General features: G+C 61.6%; 12 protein-coding genes and 1 pseudogene. 12 read left to right on the forward strand and 1 reads right to left on the reverse strand.

Going from position 1 to position 14,575, the window contains the following annotated elements:
* The first annotated feature begins 3 nt into the window (after positions 1 to 3).
* From folE2 to H1D44_RS17520, 12 genes are all read left to right on the forward strand, one after another.
* The gene (gene folE2, locus H1D44_RS17465) at positions 4 to 918 is read left to right on the forward strand and encodes a GTP cyclohydrolase FolE2 (protein ID WP_181516364.1); all 915 of its coding nucleotides are present in this window, start codon (positions 4 to 6) and stop codon (positions 916 to 918) included.
* A 13-nt stretch (positions 919 to 931) separates the two neighbouring features.
* A complete protein-coding gene (gene cysS, locus H1D44_RS17470; RefSeq protein ID WP_181516366.1) occupies positions 932 to 2,335 on the forward strand; it encodes a cysteine--tRNA ligase in 1,404 nt (467 codons plus the stop codon).
* A 99-nt stretch (positions 2,336 to 2,434) separates the two neighbouring features.
* A complete protein-coding gene (gene luxS / locus H1D44_RS17475) occupies positions 2,435 to 2,959 on the forward strand; it encodes an S-ribosylhomocysteine lyase (RefSeq protein WP_181516368.1) in 525 nt (174 codons plus the stop codon).
* A 154-nt stretch (positions 2,960 to 3,113) separates the two neighbouring features.
* Complete coding sequence (locus H1D44_RS17480) at positions 3,114 to 4,895, forward strand: mechanosensitive ion channel family protein (RefSeq protein ID WP_181516369.1); 1,782 nt, start codon at positions 3,114 to 3,116, stop codon at positions 4,893 to 4,895.
* A 119-nt stretch (positions 4,896 to 5,014) separates the two neighbouring features.
* A complete protein-coding gene (locus H1D44_RS17485) occupies positions 5,015 to 5,701 on the forward strand; it encodes an RsiV family protein (RefSeq protein ID WP_238984394.1) in 687 nt (228 codons plus the stop codon).
* A gap of 63 nt (positions 5,702 to 5,764) precedes the next feature.
* Complete coding sequence (locus tag H1D44_RS17490) at positions 5,765 to 6,250, forward strand: 2-thiouracil desulfurase family protein (protein WP_181516373.1); 486 nt, start codon at positions 5,765 to 5,767, stop codon at positions 6,248 to 6,250.
* A 137-nt stretch (positions 6,251 to 6,387) separates the two neighbouring features.
* Positions 6,388 to 6,753 carry a DUF4268 domain-containing protein gene (locus H1D44_RS20865; RefSeq protein ID WP_220128153.1) on the forward strand — a complete coding sequence of 122 codons (366 nt, stop codon included), beginning with the start codon at positions 6,388 to 6,390 and terminating at the stop codon, positions 6,751 to 6,753.
* Positions 6,746 to 8,689, forward strand: a complete 1,944-nt coding sequence (locus H1D44_RS17500; protein ID WP_181516375.1) for an ATP-binding protein — start codon at positions 6,746 to 6,748, stop codon at positions 8,687 to 8,689. The genes H1D44_RS20865 and H1D44_RS17500 overlap by 8 nt, the downstream gene beginning before the upstream one ends.
* Positions 8,682 to 11,840: a type I restriction endonuclease subunit R gene (locus H1D44_RS17505; RefSeq protein WP_181516390.1), complete on the forward strand. Its 3,159-nt coding sequence runs from the start codon at positions 8,682 to 8,684 to the stop codon at positions 11,838 to 11,840. The genes H1D44_RS17500 and H1D44_RS17505 overlap by 8 nt, the downstream gene beginning before the upstream one ends.
* Before the next feature lie 10 nt (positions 11,841 to 11,850).
* Positions 11,851 to 12,831 (forward strand): DUF2157 domain-containing protein, encoded by a 981-nt coding sequence (locus tag H1D44_RS17510; RefSeq protein WP_181516377.1) that lies wholly within the window; start codon positions 11,851 to 11,853, stop codon positions 12,829 to 12,831.
* On the forward strand, positions 12,828 to 13,919 hold the full coding sequence (locus H1D44_RS17515) for a DUF4401 domain-containing protein (protein WP_181516379.1): 1,092 nt from the start codon (positions 12,828 to 12,830) through the stop codon (positions 13,917 to 13,919). Before H1D44_RS17510 ends, H1D44_RS17515 begins: the two co-directional genes overlap by 4 nt.
* Positions 13,916 to 14,464 carry a GDYXXLXY domain-containing protein gene (locus H1D44_RS17520; protein ID WP_181516380.1) on the forward strand — a complete coding sequence of 183 codons (549 nt, stop codon included), beginning with the start codon at positions 13,916 to 13,918 and terminating at the stop codon, positions 14,462 to 14,464. Before H1D44_RS17515 ends, H1D44_RS17520 begins: the two co-directional genes overlap by 4 nt.
* Here the strand turns inward: H1D44_RS17520 and H1D44_RS17525 are convergent.
* A pseudogene (locus H1D44_RS17525) lies at positions 14,444 to 14,575 on the reverse strand (IS256 family transposase); the annotation flags it as partial. The gene H1D44_RS17520 and the pseudogene H1D44_RS17525 overlap by 21 nt on opposite strands.

A 14,575-nucleotide genomic window follows, 5' to 3' on the forward strand; every position in this document is an offset into this window, starting at 1 on the left:
TCGATGAACAGGTTACCGCTGGAAGATATCGCCGCTGCTCCCGCCACCCGGCTTGGCACCCTGAGCTGGGTCGGCATGGAGGGGATCGCCCTGCCGTTCGAGGTCGCAGGGCAAGGGGTGACGGGCCAGGCCTCGGCTGGTGTCAGCCTGGACGATCCCATGGCACGTGGCATTCATATGTCGCGTCTTTACCTGCTGCTGGCCGAACTCGAACAGCGGGAACTCTCGCTTGCGCGTGTGGCGGCCGTGCTGGAAGGTTTTCTCGACACTCACCGGGGGCTCTCGCATTCCGCCTACCTCGATCTCAGCGGCGAGGCGATGCTCAAGCGCCCGGCATTGATCAGCCCACTGGCGGGGTGGAAGCGCTATCCCTTCGCGCTGCGCTGTCGGCGCGACAGCCAGGGCTTTCACGCCACCCTTGAGCTCACGGTGGGCTACTCCTCCACCTGCCCCTGTTCCGCGGCTTTGGCGCGCCAGTTGATCCAGCAGGCCTTTGACGAGGACTTCACCGACATGCCGGTTAGCCGCGAGGCAGTGCGGGCCTGGCTGGGCAGCGAGCAGGGCATCTTGGCCACGCCCCACAGCCAGCGCAGCCAGGCGCATCTTTCGCTGCGTCTGGCCCGCGACCTGGATGAACTGCCGCTGGTCAGGCTGGTGGATCGCACTGAGCGTGCACTGGGCACCGCGCTGCAAACGGCGGTGAAACGGATCGACGAGCAGGCTTTCGCCCTGGCTAACGGCCAGAACCTGATGTTCTGCGAGGATGCCGCGCGCCGCCTGCATCATGCCCTGCGCGAGCAGCCCGGTATCGAAGGTTTTCAGCTGCGTGTAGTGCATGCCGAAAGCCTGCACGCACATGACGCCGTGGCGCGCAGCGAGTGGAACTGGACTACCCCACTTCTCGACGATATCGAATAGCCGAAGGAGCGAGATGCAACTCTTCAATACCTTGACCCGCCAGAAGGAACCGCTGCGTACCGAAAGGGCTGACCGGGTCACGCTATATGTCTGCGGCCCCACGGTCTATAACTTCGCCCATATCGGCAACGCCCGGCCGGCGGTGGTGTTCGACGTGCTGGCACGCCTGCTGCGTCAGCGTTACCCGCAAGTTGTCTATGCGCGCAACTTCACCGACGTCGACGACAAGATCAACGCCGCGGCGGCAGCGGCAGGCGTGCCGATCGGCACCATCACCGAGCGCTACATCAGGGCCTACCATGAGGACATGCAGGCGCTGGGGGTGCTGGCGCCCGACCTGGAACCGCGGGTGACCGATCATATATCGGCCATCATCGAGCTGATCGAAACGCTGCTGGCGCGCGGGCATGCCTATGAGGCCGAGGGGCACGTGCTGTTTCATGTTGCTTCCTACCCCGACTACGGCAAGCTCTCCCGCCGCCGGCCGGAAGACATGCTGGCCGGGGCCCGAGTGGAGGTGGCCCCTTACAAGCGCGATCCGCTGGATTTCGTACTGTGGAAGCCCTCAACCGAGGATCAGCCGGGCTGGGACAGCCCCTGGGGCCGCGGCCGGCCCGGCTGGCACGTGGAGTGCTCGGCGATGATCGGCCGCCACCTGGGCCACACCATCGATATCCACGGCGGCGGGCAGGACCTGATCTTCCCGCACCACGAGAACGAGATCGCCCAGGGCACCTGCGCCCACGGCGCGCGCTACTGCAACACCTGGGTGCACAACAGTTTCGTCACCGTCGATGGGCAGAAGATGTCGAAGTCGCTCGGCAACGTGCTGCTGGTGCGCGACCTGCTCGACCAGGCCCCCGGCGAGGCGGTACGCCTGGCGCTGCTGTCGACTCATTACCGGCGGCCGCTGGATTGGAATGCCGAACGCCTCGACAGTGCTCGGCGCACCTTGCGGCGGGCCTATGTGGCGCTGGCAAAGGTGGAGGCGCTAGAGGCTGAGTCGGCTGAACCTGACCCGGCGGTGCTCGAGGCGCTGGAGAGCGATCTTAACGTCTCCGTGGCGCTGAGCCGCCTGCAGCAGCTGGTGGCCGAGCTGGAACGGGCCGAGCGCGAGGGTGAGCGTGCCGAGCAGGCCGAGCTCAAGGGGCGCCTACTGGCCTCCGCCGAGCTGCTGGGCCTGCTGCAGCACCCACCTTCCCTCGCGCTGCAGGCGTTGGCAGACGAGGTGCGCCCCGCTGCGCTGCCGGTGGCCCGAATCGAAGCGCTGATCGATGAGCGCAACCGCGCCCGTGAGCAGCGCGATTTCGCCCGGGCCGATGCGCTGCGCGGCGAGCTGGAGGCACTCGGCGTGACGATTCGCGACACGCCGCAAGGAACCGACTGGCAGGCGGCCAAGGAGGTCGCCGTGCAATGAGCGGCTGATGTGAATGGCCATAGCATCGGTGACGGTCGGCGGGTTCCCTCTGTTATCATGGGCAGTTTGGCAAACCTGATCGAACACCAAGGACTGACCATGCCCCTGCTTGATAGCTTCACCGTCGACCACACGATCATGAACGCCCCGGCCGTGCGCGTGGCCAAGACCATGCAGTCGCCTTCAGGCGATACCATCACGGTTTACGATCTGCGTTTCAACAAGCCCAACGAAGACATGATGGGCGAGAAGGGTATCCACACCCTGGAGCACCTGTTCGCCGGCTTCATGCGCAACCACCTGAACGGCAAGGGCGTCGAGATCATCGATATCTCGCCGATGGGTTGCCGTACTGGCTTCTACATGAGCCTGCTGGGCAGCCCCAGCGAGGAGCGCGTCAGCGAGGCGTGGCGGGCGGCCATGCAGGACGTGCTGAACGTCAAGCGCATGGAAGACATCCCCGAGCTCAACGAGTACCAGTGCGGCACCTTCGTCATGCACTCCCTGGAGGAGGCGCAGGAGATCGCGCGCAGCATCCTCGAGCGCGGCGTCGGCATCAACCGCAACGAAGAGATCACCCTGAGCGAGGATAAGCTGAGGTCGCTGGGCAATCCTGGCGCCTGATTCAGACCGCTGTATTGTCGTCAGGGACTGGACGAAGCACCTGCCGGTGAGCTGTACTGCGAGCAGCCACCGGGCCTGCTGGCCTCCGGCCCGATTGGCATGAACTTGCCATCAAAGAAGAGGCAGCGTACCCGCTTCGATCAGGAACACGCGTATGAAAGGATTCAGCGCATGGCGGCTGTCGCCACTACTCGCCGTATTGGCGATGGTGCTACTCATCTCTACGCCCGTTGCGGCGGAACTGCCGGAGGGCGTGGGCGAGAACGGCACTGAGAGAGAGGATGACGAGAGCGAGGAGCGAGAGTGGTTCCCTCTCGACTCCCTCAACGCCGGGCTCGATGAAGCCCCCGACGAGGTCGAGCGGCTGACGCCCCGGGATTCGGCCCGTAGCTTCGAAAGGCTCACCGAAAACGAAGAGTACGCGACGGCGGCTCATCTGCTCAATCTTTCCGAGCTGGACGAAGCGGAGCAGCAACAGAAGGGCCCCGAGCTGGCACGGCAGCTGGCCTCCGTGCTCAGGCGCGGCGAATGGTTCAGCGTCTCCAACCTTCCCAGCCGTGAGGATGCCGCCATTGAGGACCCCTCCGGCCAGCATCCACTGGTGGGTGAGCCGCGTCGCAGCCTCGAGCTGGCCTCGATGACGGTCGATGGTGAAACCTACGAGATTCGCCTTAGCCGCTACGGGGTAGACGACGAGCAGCCGGTGTGGCTGATCTCCGCTGACAGCGTCACCTCGATCCCGCTGCTGTATGAAGAGTTTGGCCCCTCGCCGCTGGAGGCCTACATTCCGGAGCGCTTCCAGACGTCGCTGGGCATGCTCCAGGTCTGGGAATGGATCGCCATACCGTTGTTCCTGCTGCTGATCGGATTGGTGGGTTGGGGCGTGCACGCCCTGGTCGGCCTGCTGGCGTACTGGTTTCCCCACGGCGCGCCCAGCATCTTCGCCGGTCGCATCGGCGTGCCCATGGCGCTGCTGGTCATGGCCTTCGTGGCCCAGGTGCTGCTTGACTACGTGGTCTCCTTCACCGCCGTGGCCACCACCTTCATTCACACTCTGCTGATCATCCTGATTGCCTGGGGAGTGGGCACGATTGCGCTGCGTCTGGTCGATACCGTGCTGCTCAAGGTGACGCGGCGCTTCGTGGGCGAGATCGACGACACCAAGCCGAAGGACGAGCGCCAGCTGCTCACGACGCTATACGCGGTGCGCCGGGTCATCATTCTGGTCACGGTCATCGCCGTCTCCGTCTACGTGCTGAGCCAGATCGAACTGTTCGAGACGCTGGGTCTGTCGCTATTGGCCTCGGCCAGCGTGCTGGCGGTGCTGGTGGGTATCGCCGGTCAGGCGGTACTCGGCAACATTCTCTCCTCCTTCCAGGTCTCGCTGGCCAAGCCCATCCGCATCGGCGATCTGGTGATGTTCGAAGGGCAGTGGTGCTATGTGGAAGGCATCTTCTATACCTTCATTCGCCTGCGGGTGTGGGACGAGCGGCGTCTGATCGTGCCGGTGACCTACTTTGTTTCCCAGCCGTTTCATAACCTCTCGGTCAAGAATGCCAAGATGTATCGAAAGCTGGAGCTGATATTGCATCTGAGCGCAGATATCGAGCTAATCCGTCATAAATTCTTCGAGTTCGCCGAGGAGGAGGATAACGTCGTCGAGCATCACAAACTGTGCTGCTATGTGACGGGACAAACCGAAAAGACCCAGACCGTGACCTGCTACCTGATGGCCTCCGATCCTTTCGCCGGTTGGATAGCGGAGATGCAGATCCGCGAACGTCTGATGAACTTCATCCGCACTTATCACCCCGAATGGTGGCCGCGGGATATCGTGGTGCTCAATCAGGACGATATCGCAACGGAAGAAAAGCATGAGAAGCCGCGCGTTCGGGCACCGGTGGGGGGTAAGAGTGATGGTGAAAACACCGAATGAAGCGGCTTGACCAACAGGGCGGGCGGTAGATGATATATCGCATTTGCACGATGCTGTTCGTGGGGGGAGTGGTTCTGGCCGGTTGCCAGGCACAGCAGGAGTCGGACGATAGAGCCGGGATGACGCATGAACCCGTTGAGGTGCACTTCGTGGAGTCCGACTGCCCGGAGGAGCAGTGCGCCGAGATGGAGGTGAGGGCGCTGCACTTCCCCGACTCGCCGGAGCTGAGTGAGGCGCTGCGCACACGGCTGTTGGCGATGGGGCAGGGCATAACCGATGGCGAGACCGAGTGGCCGCGGGACTCGTGGGAAGCCTATGCCGAGGCGTTTTTCGCGCTGGCCCGGGAGGATCGCCGCTACGCCCCACCACATGCCGCCAGCCAGGCCTCGCTCGAAGCGAAGGTGGTGGCCCGGCATCACGATCTGCTGGTCATCGAACTCGGCAGCTATGTCTACCACGCCGGGCAGGCCCACGGCATGCCGCTAACCGAGTTCATGGTCATCGATGAGCGCTTGGGGAGCGAGGTGACGCTCGAGGACATGTTACTCGACGGTCAGGCTCCGGCCTTCCAGGAGGCCCTGGCCCGGGCCCATCAGCGTTGGCTGAGAGATCAGGAACTGGACGAGGCGTTCGCCGCCAGCTGGCCATTTCATCCAAGCCAGAACGTAGCGCCGCTCGAAACCGCCTGGGTGGTGAAGTACAACGTCTATGCGATCACCCCCTACGCCCTTGGTCAGCCGGAACTGAGCATTCCCATGGCGGAGCTGGAAGGTATCGCCAAGCCGCGCTATCTGGGGCAAGAATAACGTACTTTCAAGAATAGGCCGCGGATCGCTGAGTTCTGCAGTGGGTGCGAGGGGGGGGAGGGTATGGATAAGGTACTGGTAAGTGCCTGCCTACTTGGCAAGCAGGTTCGCTATGACGGTGGCGCCAAGAGCTCTGGGTCGAAAATCCTTGCCCAATGGCAGGCCGAGGGCAGAGTGGTTGCGGTGTGTCCCGAGGTCGATGCCGGCCTACCCATACCCAGGGCGACCGCGGAAATCATCGCCGGTGATGGGGACGACGTACTGGCCGGCTCGGCGCGGGTCGTAGATCGTCACGGTGAAAATCTCACCGCGGCTTTCCTGAGCGGGGCCTCACTGGCACTACAGCTATGCCAGCGGCATGACATCAAGGTGGCAGTCCTGACTGAACACAGCCCTTCTTGCGGCAGCACGGAAATTTACGATGGTAGCTTCTCGGGTACCAAGCGACTCGGTACCGGCGTTACTTCGGCGTTGCTACTTAGCCATGGTGTGCAGGTTTTCAGTCAATATGAGATTGTAGAAGCGCAGCGGGCTATTCAGGTGCTGTGATATACAACAAGACTCAGTGCTCAGGAGTTGTTAGAACAAGATTGGCCATTTCGCGGCTAGGCATGGTCTGGCAACTGATGCGAGCAGTAATTGGACACTGAAGCCGGATGCCCTGGCCGAGTTACAGGACGTTGCCTATGTATAAGATCGACTCTGCACAAAATCGAATTGTGCCGCTGGACGCTAGGCGTTTTGGCGAGCTGGGCTTTTCCAAGCGTAAGCACTTGCAGGAGTGGCTGGAGAACTGCCCACAGGCGCTTGCCCAAGGGGACGGTGAGGAACTCCTGATCATTCAGAAGGAGTTCGACGGCTTCAGTGATACACGTGAACGGCTTGACTTACTGGCCATCGATGGTTACGACAAAGCCAACTGGCCGGAGATGATTCGCTGGCTGGTCGACCATATGACCCGATTGAAAAATGCATTGCGCGAGCCATTGAGAACGATCAGCCAGCAGTTGAAACAGGAGGCGCTGCCAGCGGTTGAGGTGCCCGGTGCTTGAAATCGATTCCTTGGAGGACATCGCCGCCCTGCGCGAGAGCGTGGACGTGGAGTGCAAGCTGGCACAGGGGCGAGACGGCAAGGGGGCACTGCCCAAGGAGTTCTGGCCGACTTACAGTGCCTTCGCCAATACCCAAGGTGGCGATATTTTCCTGGGTGTACGCGAGAAGTCGGGTGGCCGTTTCGAGCTGGAAGGCGTTGCCGATCCGCAGAAGGTGCTCGATGAACTTTGGACCGGGCTTAATAACACCCAGAAGGTCAGCGCCAACTTGCTGAGGGACCGCTGGGTGCGTGTCCTGGAGATCGAAGGCAAGACCGTCGTACATATCCATGTACCGGCCGCGACTCGCAAGCAGCGGCCGGTATTTCTGCGTGGCAATCCCCTGACCGGAACCTACCGGCGCTTCAACAGTACCGACCATTTGCTGGATGAGGAGCCGGTGCGGCGAATGCTGGCCGAACAGGTCGAGGACAGCCGCGACAACGAGATCCTGCGGGGCTTCGGGCTGGACGATCTTAACTTCGACAGCTTCAATCAGTATCGCCAGCTCTATGCCAACCTGCAGCCCGATCACCCTTGGAACCAACTGGATGCCCAGGCGTTTCTGTATCAGATCGGTGGATGGCGCAAGGACCGGGAAACCGAGCGCTCGGGACTGACCCGAGCCGGGCTGCTTATGTTCGGCCAGCAGGTTGCTATCATCGAAGCGTTCCCCAACTACATGCTGGATTATCAGGAGCGTCCCGAGCCCAAGGCAGAATTGCGCTGGGTCGACCGGCTGACCCTGGATGGTAGCTGGTCGGGTAACGTATTCGATTTTTATCGCCGGGTGATTCGCAAGCTGACTGCCGATCTCAAGGTGCCCTTCACTCTGGAGGGAGACCAGCGCCAGGACGATACCTTGGTGCACAAGTCGTTGCGTGAGGCTCTGGTCAATACCCTGGTGCACGCGGACTACACTGGGCGAGCCTCGGTCCTGGTCGTCAAACGACCGGATATGTTCGGCTTTCGCAATCCTGGCCTGATGCGTGTACCGGTGGATCAGGCCATGGCCGGGGGACACAGCGATTGTCGCAACCGGTTGCTGCAAAACATGTTCCGCTACATCGGTCTGGGTGAGAATGCAGGCTCGGGGTTGCCCAAGATCTTCCAGGGCTGGTCGAGCCAGCACTGGCGCAAGCCGGTACTTCGCGAGGCTCACTCGCCTTCCGACCAGACCTTGCTGGAGCTACATATGCTCAGCCTGGTGCCGGAGTCGGTGCTAGCTGAGCTGCGCGACTCTCTAGGGGAGCAGGTTTTCTCCAGACTGACCGATAAGGAGCGCTTGATCCTGGTGACGGCCGCTATCGAGAAGACGGTGGACCATGGCCGCATGATGTCCATTCTGGATATCCACCCTCGCGACCTTAGCCAGCTATTTGCGGGTCTGGTGGATAAGAGGCTGATGCTGAGGAATGGCGCCGGGCGGGGCACGGTGTACTTCCTTCCCAATGCGCACCTGGAGGATATCTTCACGGAACTGGAGATGGCGGAAGGGGAGGCGGATGCCAACTCTGAACCTTTCGAGGGCAGCTCTGAACCTTTGGACGTAAGCTCCGGACCTTTGGCGCCGAGCTCTGGACCTTTGGGTGCCAGCTCCGGACCTTTGGGTGCTAGCTCCGGACCTTGGGAGGAGCTGCGGGTACTGGCAGAGCCAGTTGCCACGAAGGGCAAGGCACCGAAAGCCAAGGTGGAAGGGGTGATTCTGGCACTCTGCTCGCGGCGTCCATTACGACTGGATGAGCTGACGCGCTTGTTGAATCGCTCGGCGGAATCGTTGCGCAAGCACTATCTGCAACCCTTGGTCAGGGCGCGGCGGCTCAAGTTGCTCTATCCCACCAAGCCCAATCACCCCAGCCAGGCCTATGTGGCCGAGGAGCCAGGCGATGATCAGTGAGAGCCAACTGGAACAGCTTTGCCTGGGGTGGTTCGCCGATAATGGCTGGGAGATCTCCCATGGCCCGGATATCGCTCCTGATGGCGATACGCCGGAGCGCCAGGATTACCGCCAAGTGATGCTGCTGGGCGATCTCGATGCGGCGGTCCGGCGCCTGAATCCACAGCTACCGGAGGATGCCGTGGAGCAGGTGCTGGCCCAGGTGGCGCATCCTGGGAGTCTTGATCTGGTGGTGAATAACCGCGCTTTCCAGCGTCTTCTGGTGGAAGGTGTGCCGGTCACCTATAAGTGTGAAGATCGACAAGTACATGACCACGCCTTCCTGATCGACTTTGCCCAGGTCGATGCCAACCGCTTTCGTGTCATCAATCAGTTCACCATCGCTGGAGGCAAGCAACTTCGCCGGCCTGATTTGCTCGCCTTCATCAATGGGCTGCCGTTGGCAGTGCTGGAGCTGAAAAGTCCCACCGACGAGAAGGTCGATATCTGGGACGCCTTCCACCAGGTGCAGACATACAAGGAAGAAGTGCCCGAGCTGTTCGTTACCAACGAAGCCCTTGTGGTCAGTGATGGCTACAACGCGCGGCTGGGTTCGCTGACAGCGAGTCAAGAGCGCTTCATGCCCTGGCGCACCATCAAGCACGAGGACGACAAGCCGCTGCTGGAGTGGCAGCTCGAGATCCTGGTAAGGGGATTCTTCAACCGTGAGCTGCTACTCGACTACATCCGCTACTTCGTGCTGTTCGAGAGCGACGCCGAGAAGCTGGTAAAGAAAATCGCTGGTTATCATCAATTTCATGCGGTCCGCGAAGCGGTGAGGGCCACGGTGATCGCCGCCAGACCGGACGATTCCCGGCAAGTGGCGGAGCGCCGTGCCAATTATGGCGACAGGGTAGTGCCAGGCAGCAAAAAGGCCGGCGTGGTGTGGCACACCCAGGGTTCAGGAAAGAGCATCTCCATGTGCTGCTATGCGGGTATGCTGCTCCAGCAGCCGGAGATGAATAACCCGACGCTGATTGTGGTGACCGATCGCAACGACCTGGATGGCCAGCTCTTCGCTACCTTCAGCGCTGCTCGCGAGCTACTGCGTCAGGAGCCGATGCAGGCCGACGACCGCGATACCCTGCGCGGCTTGCTTGCCGAACGCGAGGCGGGCGGGATCATCTTTACCACGGTTCAGAAGTTCACCCTGCTGGAAGGGGAGTCAAAACACCCGGTACTCAATGATCGCCATAATCTTGTGGTGATCTCAGACGAAGCCCACCGTAGCCAATATGGCTTGAAGGCCAACCTCAAGCAAAGTGGCCGCTACACCTTCGGCTACGCCAAGCATATGCGCGATGCGCTCCCCAACGCGTGTTTCATTGGCTTCACCGGCACGCCGATTGATAGTGAAGATAAGAATACCCGCGCTGTCTTCGGCGATTACGTTTCCATCTACGACATTCAGGATGCGGTGGAAGACGGCGCCACGGTGCCGATCTACTATGAATCGCGGCTGGCCAAGCTCGAGATCAACCAGGCCGAGATCGAACAGTTATCCGATCAGGTTGAGGAGGTCATCGAGGACGAGGAAGACATTGGCCACCGCGAGCGCACCAAGGGGGAGTGGAGCCGCCTGGAAAAGCTGGTTGGCTCCAAGCCACGTCTCAAGCAGGTGGCCGCCGATTTGATAGAGCATTTCGAGACGCGCAATGCCACCATCACTGGAAAGGCAATGATCGTAGCGATGAGCCGCGAGATTTGCGCTCACCTCTACAATGAGATTACCGCTCTGCGACCGGAGTGGCATGATCCCGATCCGGAAAAGGGCGTGATCAAGATCGTGATGACTGGCTCCGCTGCCGACAAGGCACTATTACAGCCGCATATCTATAACAAGAAGACCAAGAAACGCCTGGAGGCACGTTTCAAGAATCCCGACGATCCTCTCAAGCTGGTGATAGTGCGAGACATGTGGCTGACCGGCTTCGATGCACCCTGTTGTCATACCATGTATGTCGATAAGCCGATGAAGGGCCATAACCTGATGCAGGCCATCGCGCGGGTGAACCGAGTATTCAAGGACAAGCCGGGCGGCCTGGTGGTGGATTACATCGGGATCGCCAACGAGCTGAAGCAGGCGCTGAAGACCTATGCCGAGGCTCAGGGCCGGGGGGCACCAACCCACAGTGCCGAGGAGGCCTACGCGGTATTGCTGGAGCGGCTCGATGTGATCCATGGCATGTTCGCCAAGGGGCCCGGGGGCGAAGGCTTCGATTACAGTGGTTTTCAGGAAGCCCCGCAGAAACTGCTGGTACCTGCCGCCAACTACATTCTCGGTCTAGAGGATGGCAAGAAGCGCTTCCTGAATACAGTGTTGGCGATGAACAAGGCCTACTCCTTATGCGGTACCCTGGATGAGGCCCGTGCCTTGCACAAGGAGATTGCCTTCCTTTCCGCGATAAAGGCGGCCATCACCAAAGTGACCAGCGTAGACAGCAAGCTGAGTCAGGAAGAGAAGAACTCGGCGCTCAAGCAGATCCTGGACAACGCCTTGGTGGCGGAGGGTGTGACCGACGTGTTCGGCCTGTGTGGGCTCGACAAACCTAACATTGGGCTGCTCTCCGACGAGTTTCTCGAGGATGTGCGCCAGATGCCCTATCGCAACCTGGCGGTGGAGCTACTGGAAAAGCTGCTCAAGGACGATATCAAGGCCAAGACCCGCAGCAATGTGGTGCAGGAGAAGAAGTATTCCGATCGTCTCCAAGAGACGCTCCGTAAATACCACAACCGGGGCATCGAAACCGCTCAGGTAATCGAAGAGCTGATTGCGATGGCCAAGCAATTCAAGGTCGAGATGTCACGCGAGCAGGATCTTGGGCTAAGTCCTGATGAGGTCGCTTTCTACGACGCTTTGGCCACTAATGAGAGTGCCGTTCGCGAGCTAGGGGATGAAACACTGAAAAAGCTGGCGGTCGAGGTCACCGAGAAGTTGCGTAAGTCCACTACTGTTGACTGGCAGGTGCGCGAGAGTGTGCGAGCCCGATTGCGCATTCTGGTGCGGCGTACTCTGCAGCGATACAAGTACCCGCCCGACAAGGCGCCGGAAGCCGTTGAGCTGGTATTGAAGCAAGCTGAGACATTATCGAGCTACTGGTTGGCAGCATAGGGAAAACCATATGGTCTCCATTCGCCGTGAGCTGGTGGCGTTGATCGAGCGCGGCGCGATACCGCGTGAGCAGGTGGCGCGGGCGGTCGCGCTTTCCGGACTGCACCCTTCGGGGCGGGCCTGGGGGGTGTTCCTGGACCGGCTGCTGCTGTGGCTGGGTGCGCTGGCGCTGGTCTTCGGCGTGCTGTTTTTGGTCGCCTACAACTGGGCCGAGATGGGGCGAGGGTTGCGCTTTGGCCTGGTGCAAGCGGCACTGGTGGCGGCCATCGCGGTGTACGTATGGGCCGAGGTGCGCGGTGCCGCCAGCGACCTGGTGCCTCGGGTCGCGTTGATGGCGGCTTCTCTGCTGCTGGGCGTGCTGCTGGCGCTGGTCGGCCAGGTGTACCAGACCGGTGCCGACCCGTGGGAGCTGTTCTTCTTCTGGGCGCTGCTGATGCTGCCCTGGGCGCTGGTGGCGCGCTTCGATGCGCTGTGGATCCTGTGGCTGGGGTTGCTCAACCTCTCTCTTGCGCTCTATTTCCGCACCTGGGGCGGGCTCTTCGGTCTGTTCAGCGGCGATACGGGCGCCCTGTGGGGACTCTTCATTCTCAATACGCTGGCGCTCGCGGTGTGGGAGCTGGGTGCACGGCGCTGGCGTTGGCTGTCGCGAAGATGGCCCGTGCAACTGCTGGCGCTGGGCGGCGGTGTACCGCTCACGCTACTGATGATGAGCTGGGTCGTCGCTGAGCGTTTGGCATTTTCCCCAGTGCTGCCGGTGTATCTGCTGTGGCTGGTGGCGCTCTACGTCGTCTATCGCCACTGGCGGCCTGATTTGTTCATGTTGGCGGGCGGCTGCCTGTCGGTCATCGTCGTGGTCACGCTGCTGCTGGGTCGGCATCTGCTGTGGCAGGGCGGCGCGGAGAGCTTTCTGGTGCTCTCCATGGCGGTACTGGCGATGGGAGCCGCGGCAGTGTTCTGGCTCAAGCGGCTGCACCGGGAGATGTCGTCATGAGCCGTTCGCTGGAGAATAAGCTCATCGAAAGTGGGATTGCCGTATCCCAGCCCGACGTCGCAGCGCCAATCGAAACGCCCTGGTTCGTGCGTGCCATTCAGGCGTTCTCGGGTTGGCTGGCCGCACTGTTCCTGCTCGGCTTCATCGGCATGGGCGCGGTGTTCCTGCTCGACAGCAGCGTCGCCTCGGCCATCTTGGGCCTGATGCTGATTGGCGGCGCTTATGCGCTGCTGCGACAAACGCACAGCGATTTCCTCGAGCATCTGGCCCTGGCCGCGAGCCTGGCGGGGCAGATGCTGGTGGCCTGGGCGCTGGCCTCAGTGCTGGGCTCTACGCTGGGGTGGGACAACGCTGGGCTGTGGTGGGCGCTGCTGGTGCTACAGGCCGTGCTCGCCCTGGTCATGCCGAGTCTGACCCACCGTACCTTTTCCGCCTTCGCCGCGTGCCTGGCGTTCTATCTGGCCATGGTCGAAACCGCTTCCGCTCCTACGATGGCCGGCGGGCTGATGCTGCTGGGGCTGACCGTCCTGTGGCTGAACGAGTTTCGTTGGCCGGCCCATGTTCGCCAGTTGGAGGCGCTGGGCTATGGCCTGCTGTTGGGGCTGTTGGCGATACAGTCGGTCGGCTACTTCGGCCAGTCGTTGCTGCTGGGGCGCTACTTCGTGGGCAGCGGGCTCGACTGGCTGGAGCCCTGGGCTGGAGATGCCCTGGGCCTGCTGGCGCTATTGCTGCTGCTTCGGCATCTCTTTCAGCGTCATGCCCATGCGGTCGAACCGGGCATGCGGGTCGCCACTTATACCGCCGTGCTGCTGCTGGCGCTGCTCTCGCTGGAGGCGCATGGCCTGAGTCATGGTGCCGTGGTGGTCGCGCTGGGCTTTGCCATCGGTCATCGCGGGGTCATGGGGTTCGGCGGGCTGCTGCTGTTGCTCTCCATCGGCAGCTATTACTACTGGCTTGATGTCACCTTGCTGGCCAAGGCCATGACGCTGTTCGCGCTCGGCCTGCTGCTGCTGGCGATACGCTGGGTGCTGCTGTGCCGCTGGCACACCGGGGCAAGCGTCGCAGTAGAGGAGGGGGCGGACGCATGAAGTCGGCTACCAGACGGAACCTGGTCGTGGTGATTGCCGCCACGGCGCTGAGCCTGACCGTGGTCAACCTGGCCATCTGGAGCAAAGAGCGCCATCTGGCTCAGGGCGAGGCGGTATTTCTCGAACTGGCACCGGTGGATCCGCGCTCGCTGATGCAGGGCGACTACATGGCGCTGAACTTCGACATCGCCAATCGTATTCGCGACACGCTGTACCAACGGCGCCTCGCGGATGACGAGCCGCATGCTGCTGACGGCTACGTCATCGTGCGTCTCGACGACCGTGGCGTGGCCCACTTCCAGCGCTTGGGGTCTGCGGAGGAGTCGCTGGATGCCGACGAGAGGCGCCTGCGCTATCGACTGCGCAACGGCCGGGTACGCTTCGCCACCGATGCCTTCTTCTTTCAGGAAGGCCATGCCGAACGCTACGAGCCCGCCCGCTACGGCCAGTTCCGCGTGAACGAGCGCGGCGAACCGCTGCTGGTTTCACTGCACGGAGTTATCGTCAAATCTGGTGGATGGCAGTCAGGCCGCATTCCTGTCTGATTGATCGGCTACTTGCTCCCCGTCGTGGAACTTGACGTTGCTCACGACGAGTTCCAGCTTCTGGAAGTGTTTAATCCTCCTCCATCGCTTTTGGGCGCTCTGGAGCAGCTT

This window comes from Billgrantia kenyensis, from assembly GCF_013697085.1.
Classification (GTDB): domain Bacteria; phylum Pseudomonadota; class Gammaproteobacteria; order Pseudomonadales; family Halomonadaceae; genus Halomonas; species Halomonas kenyensis.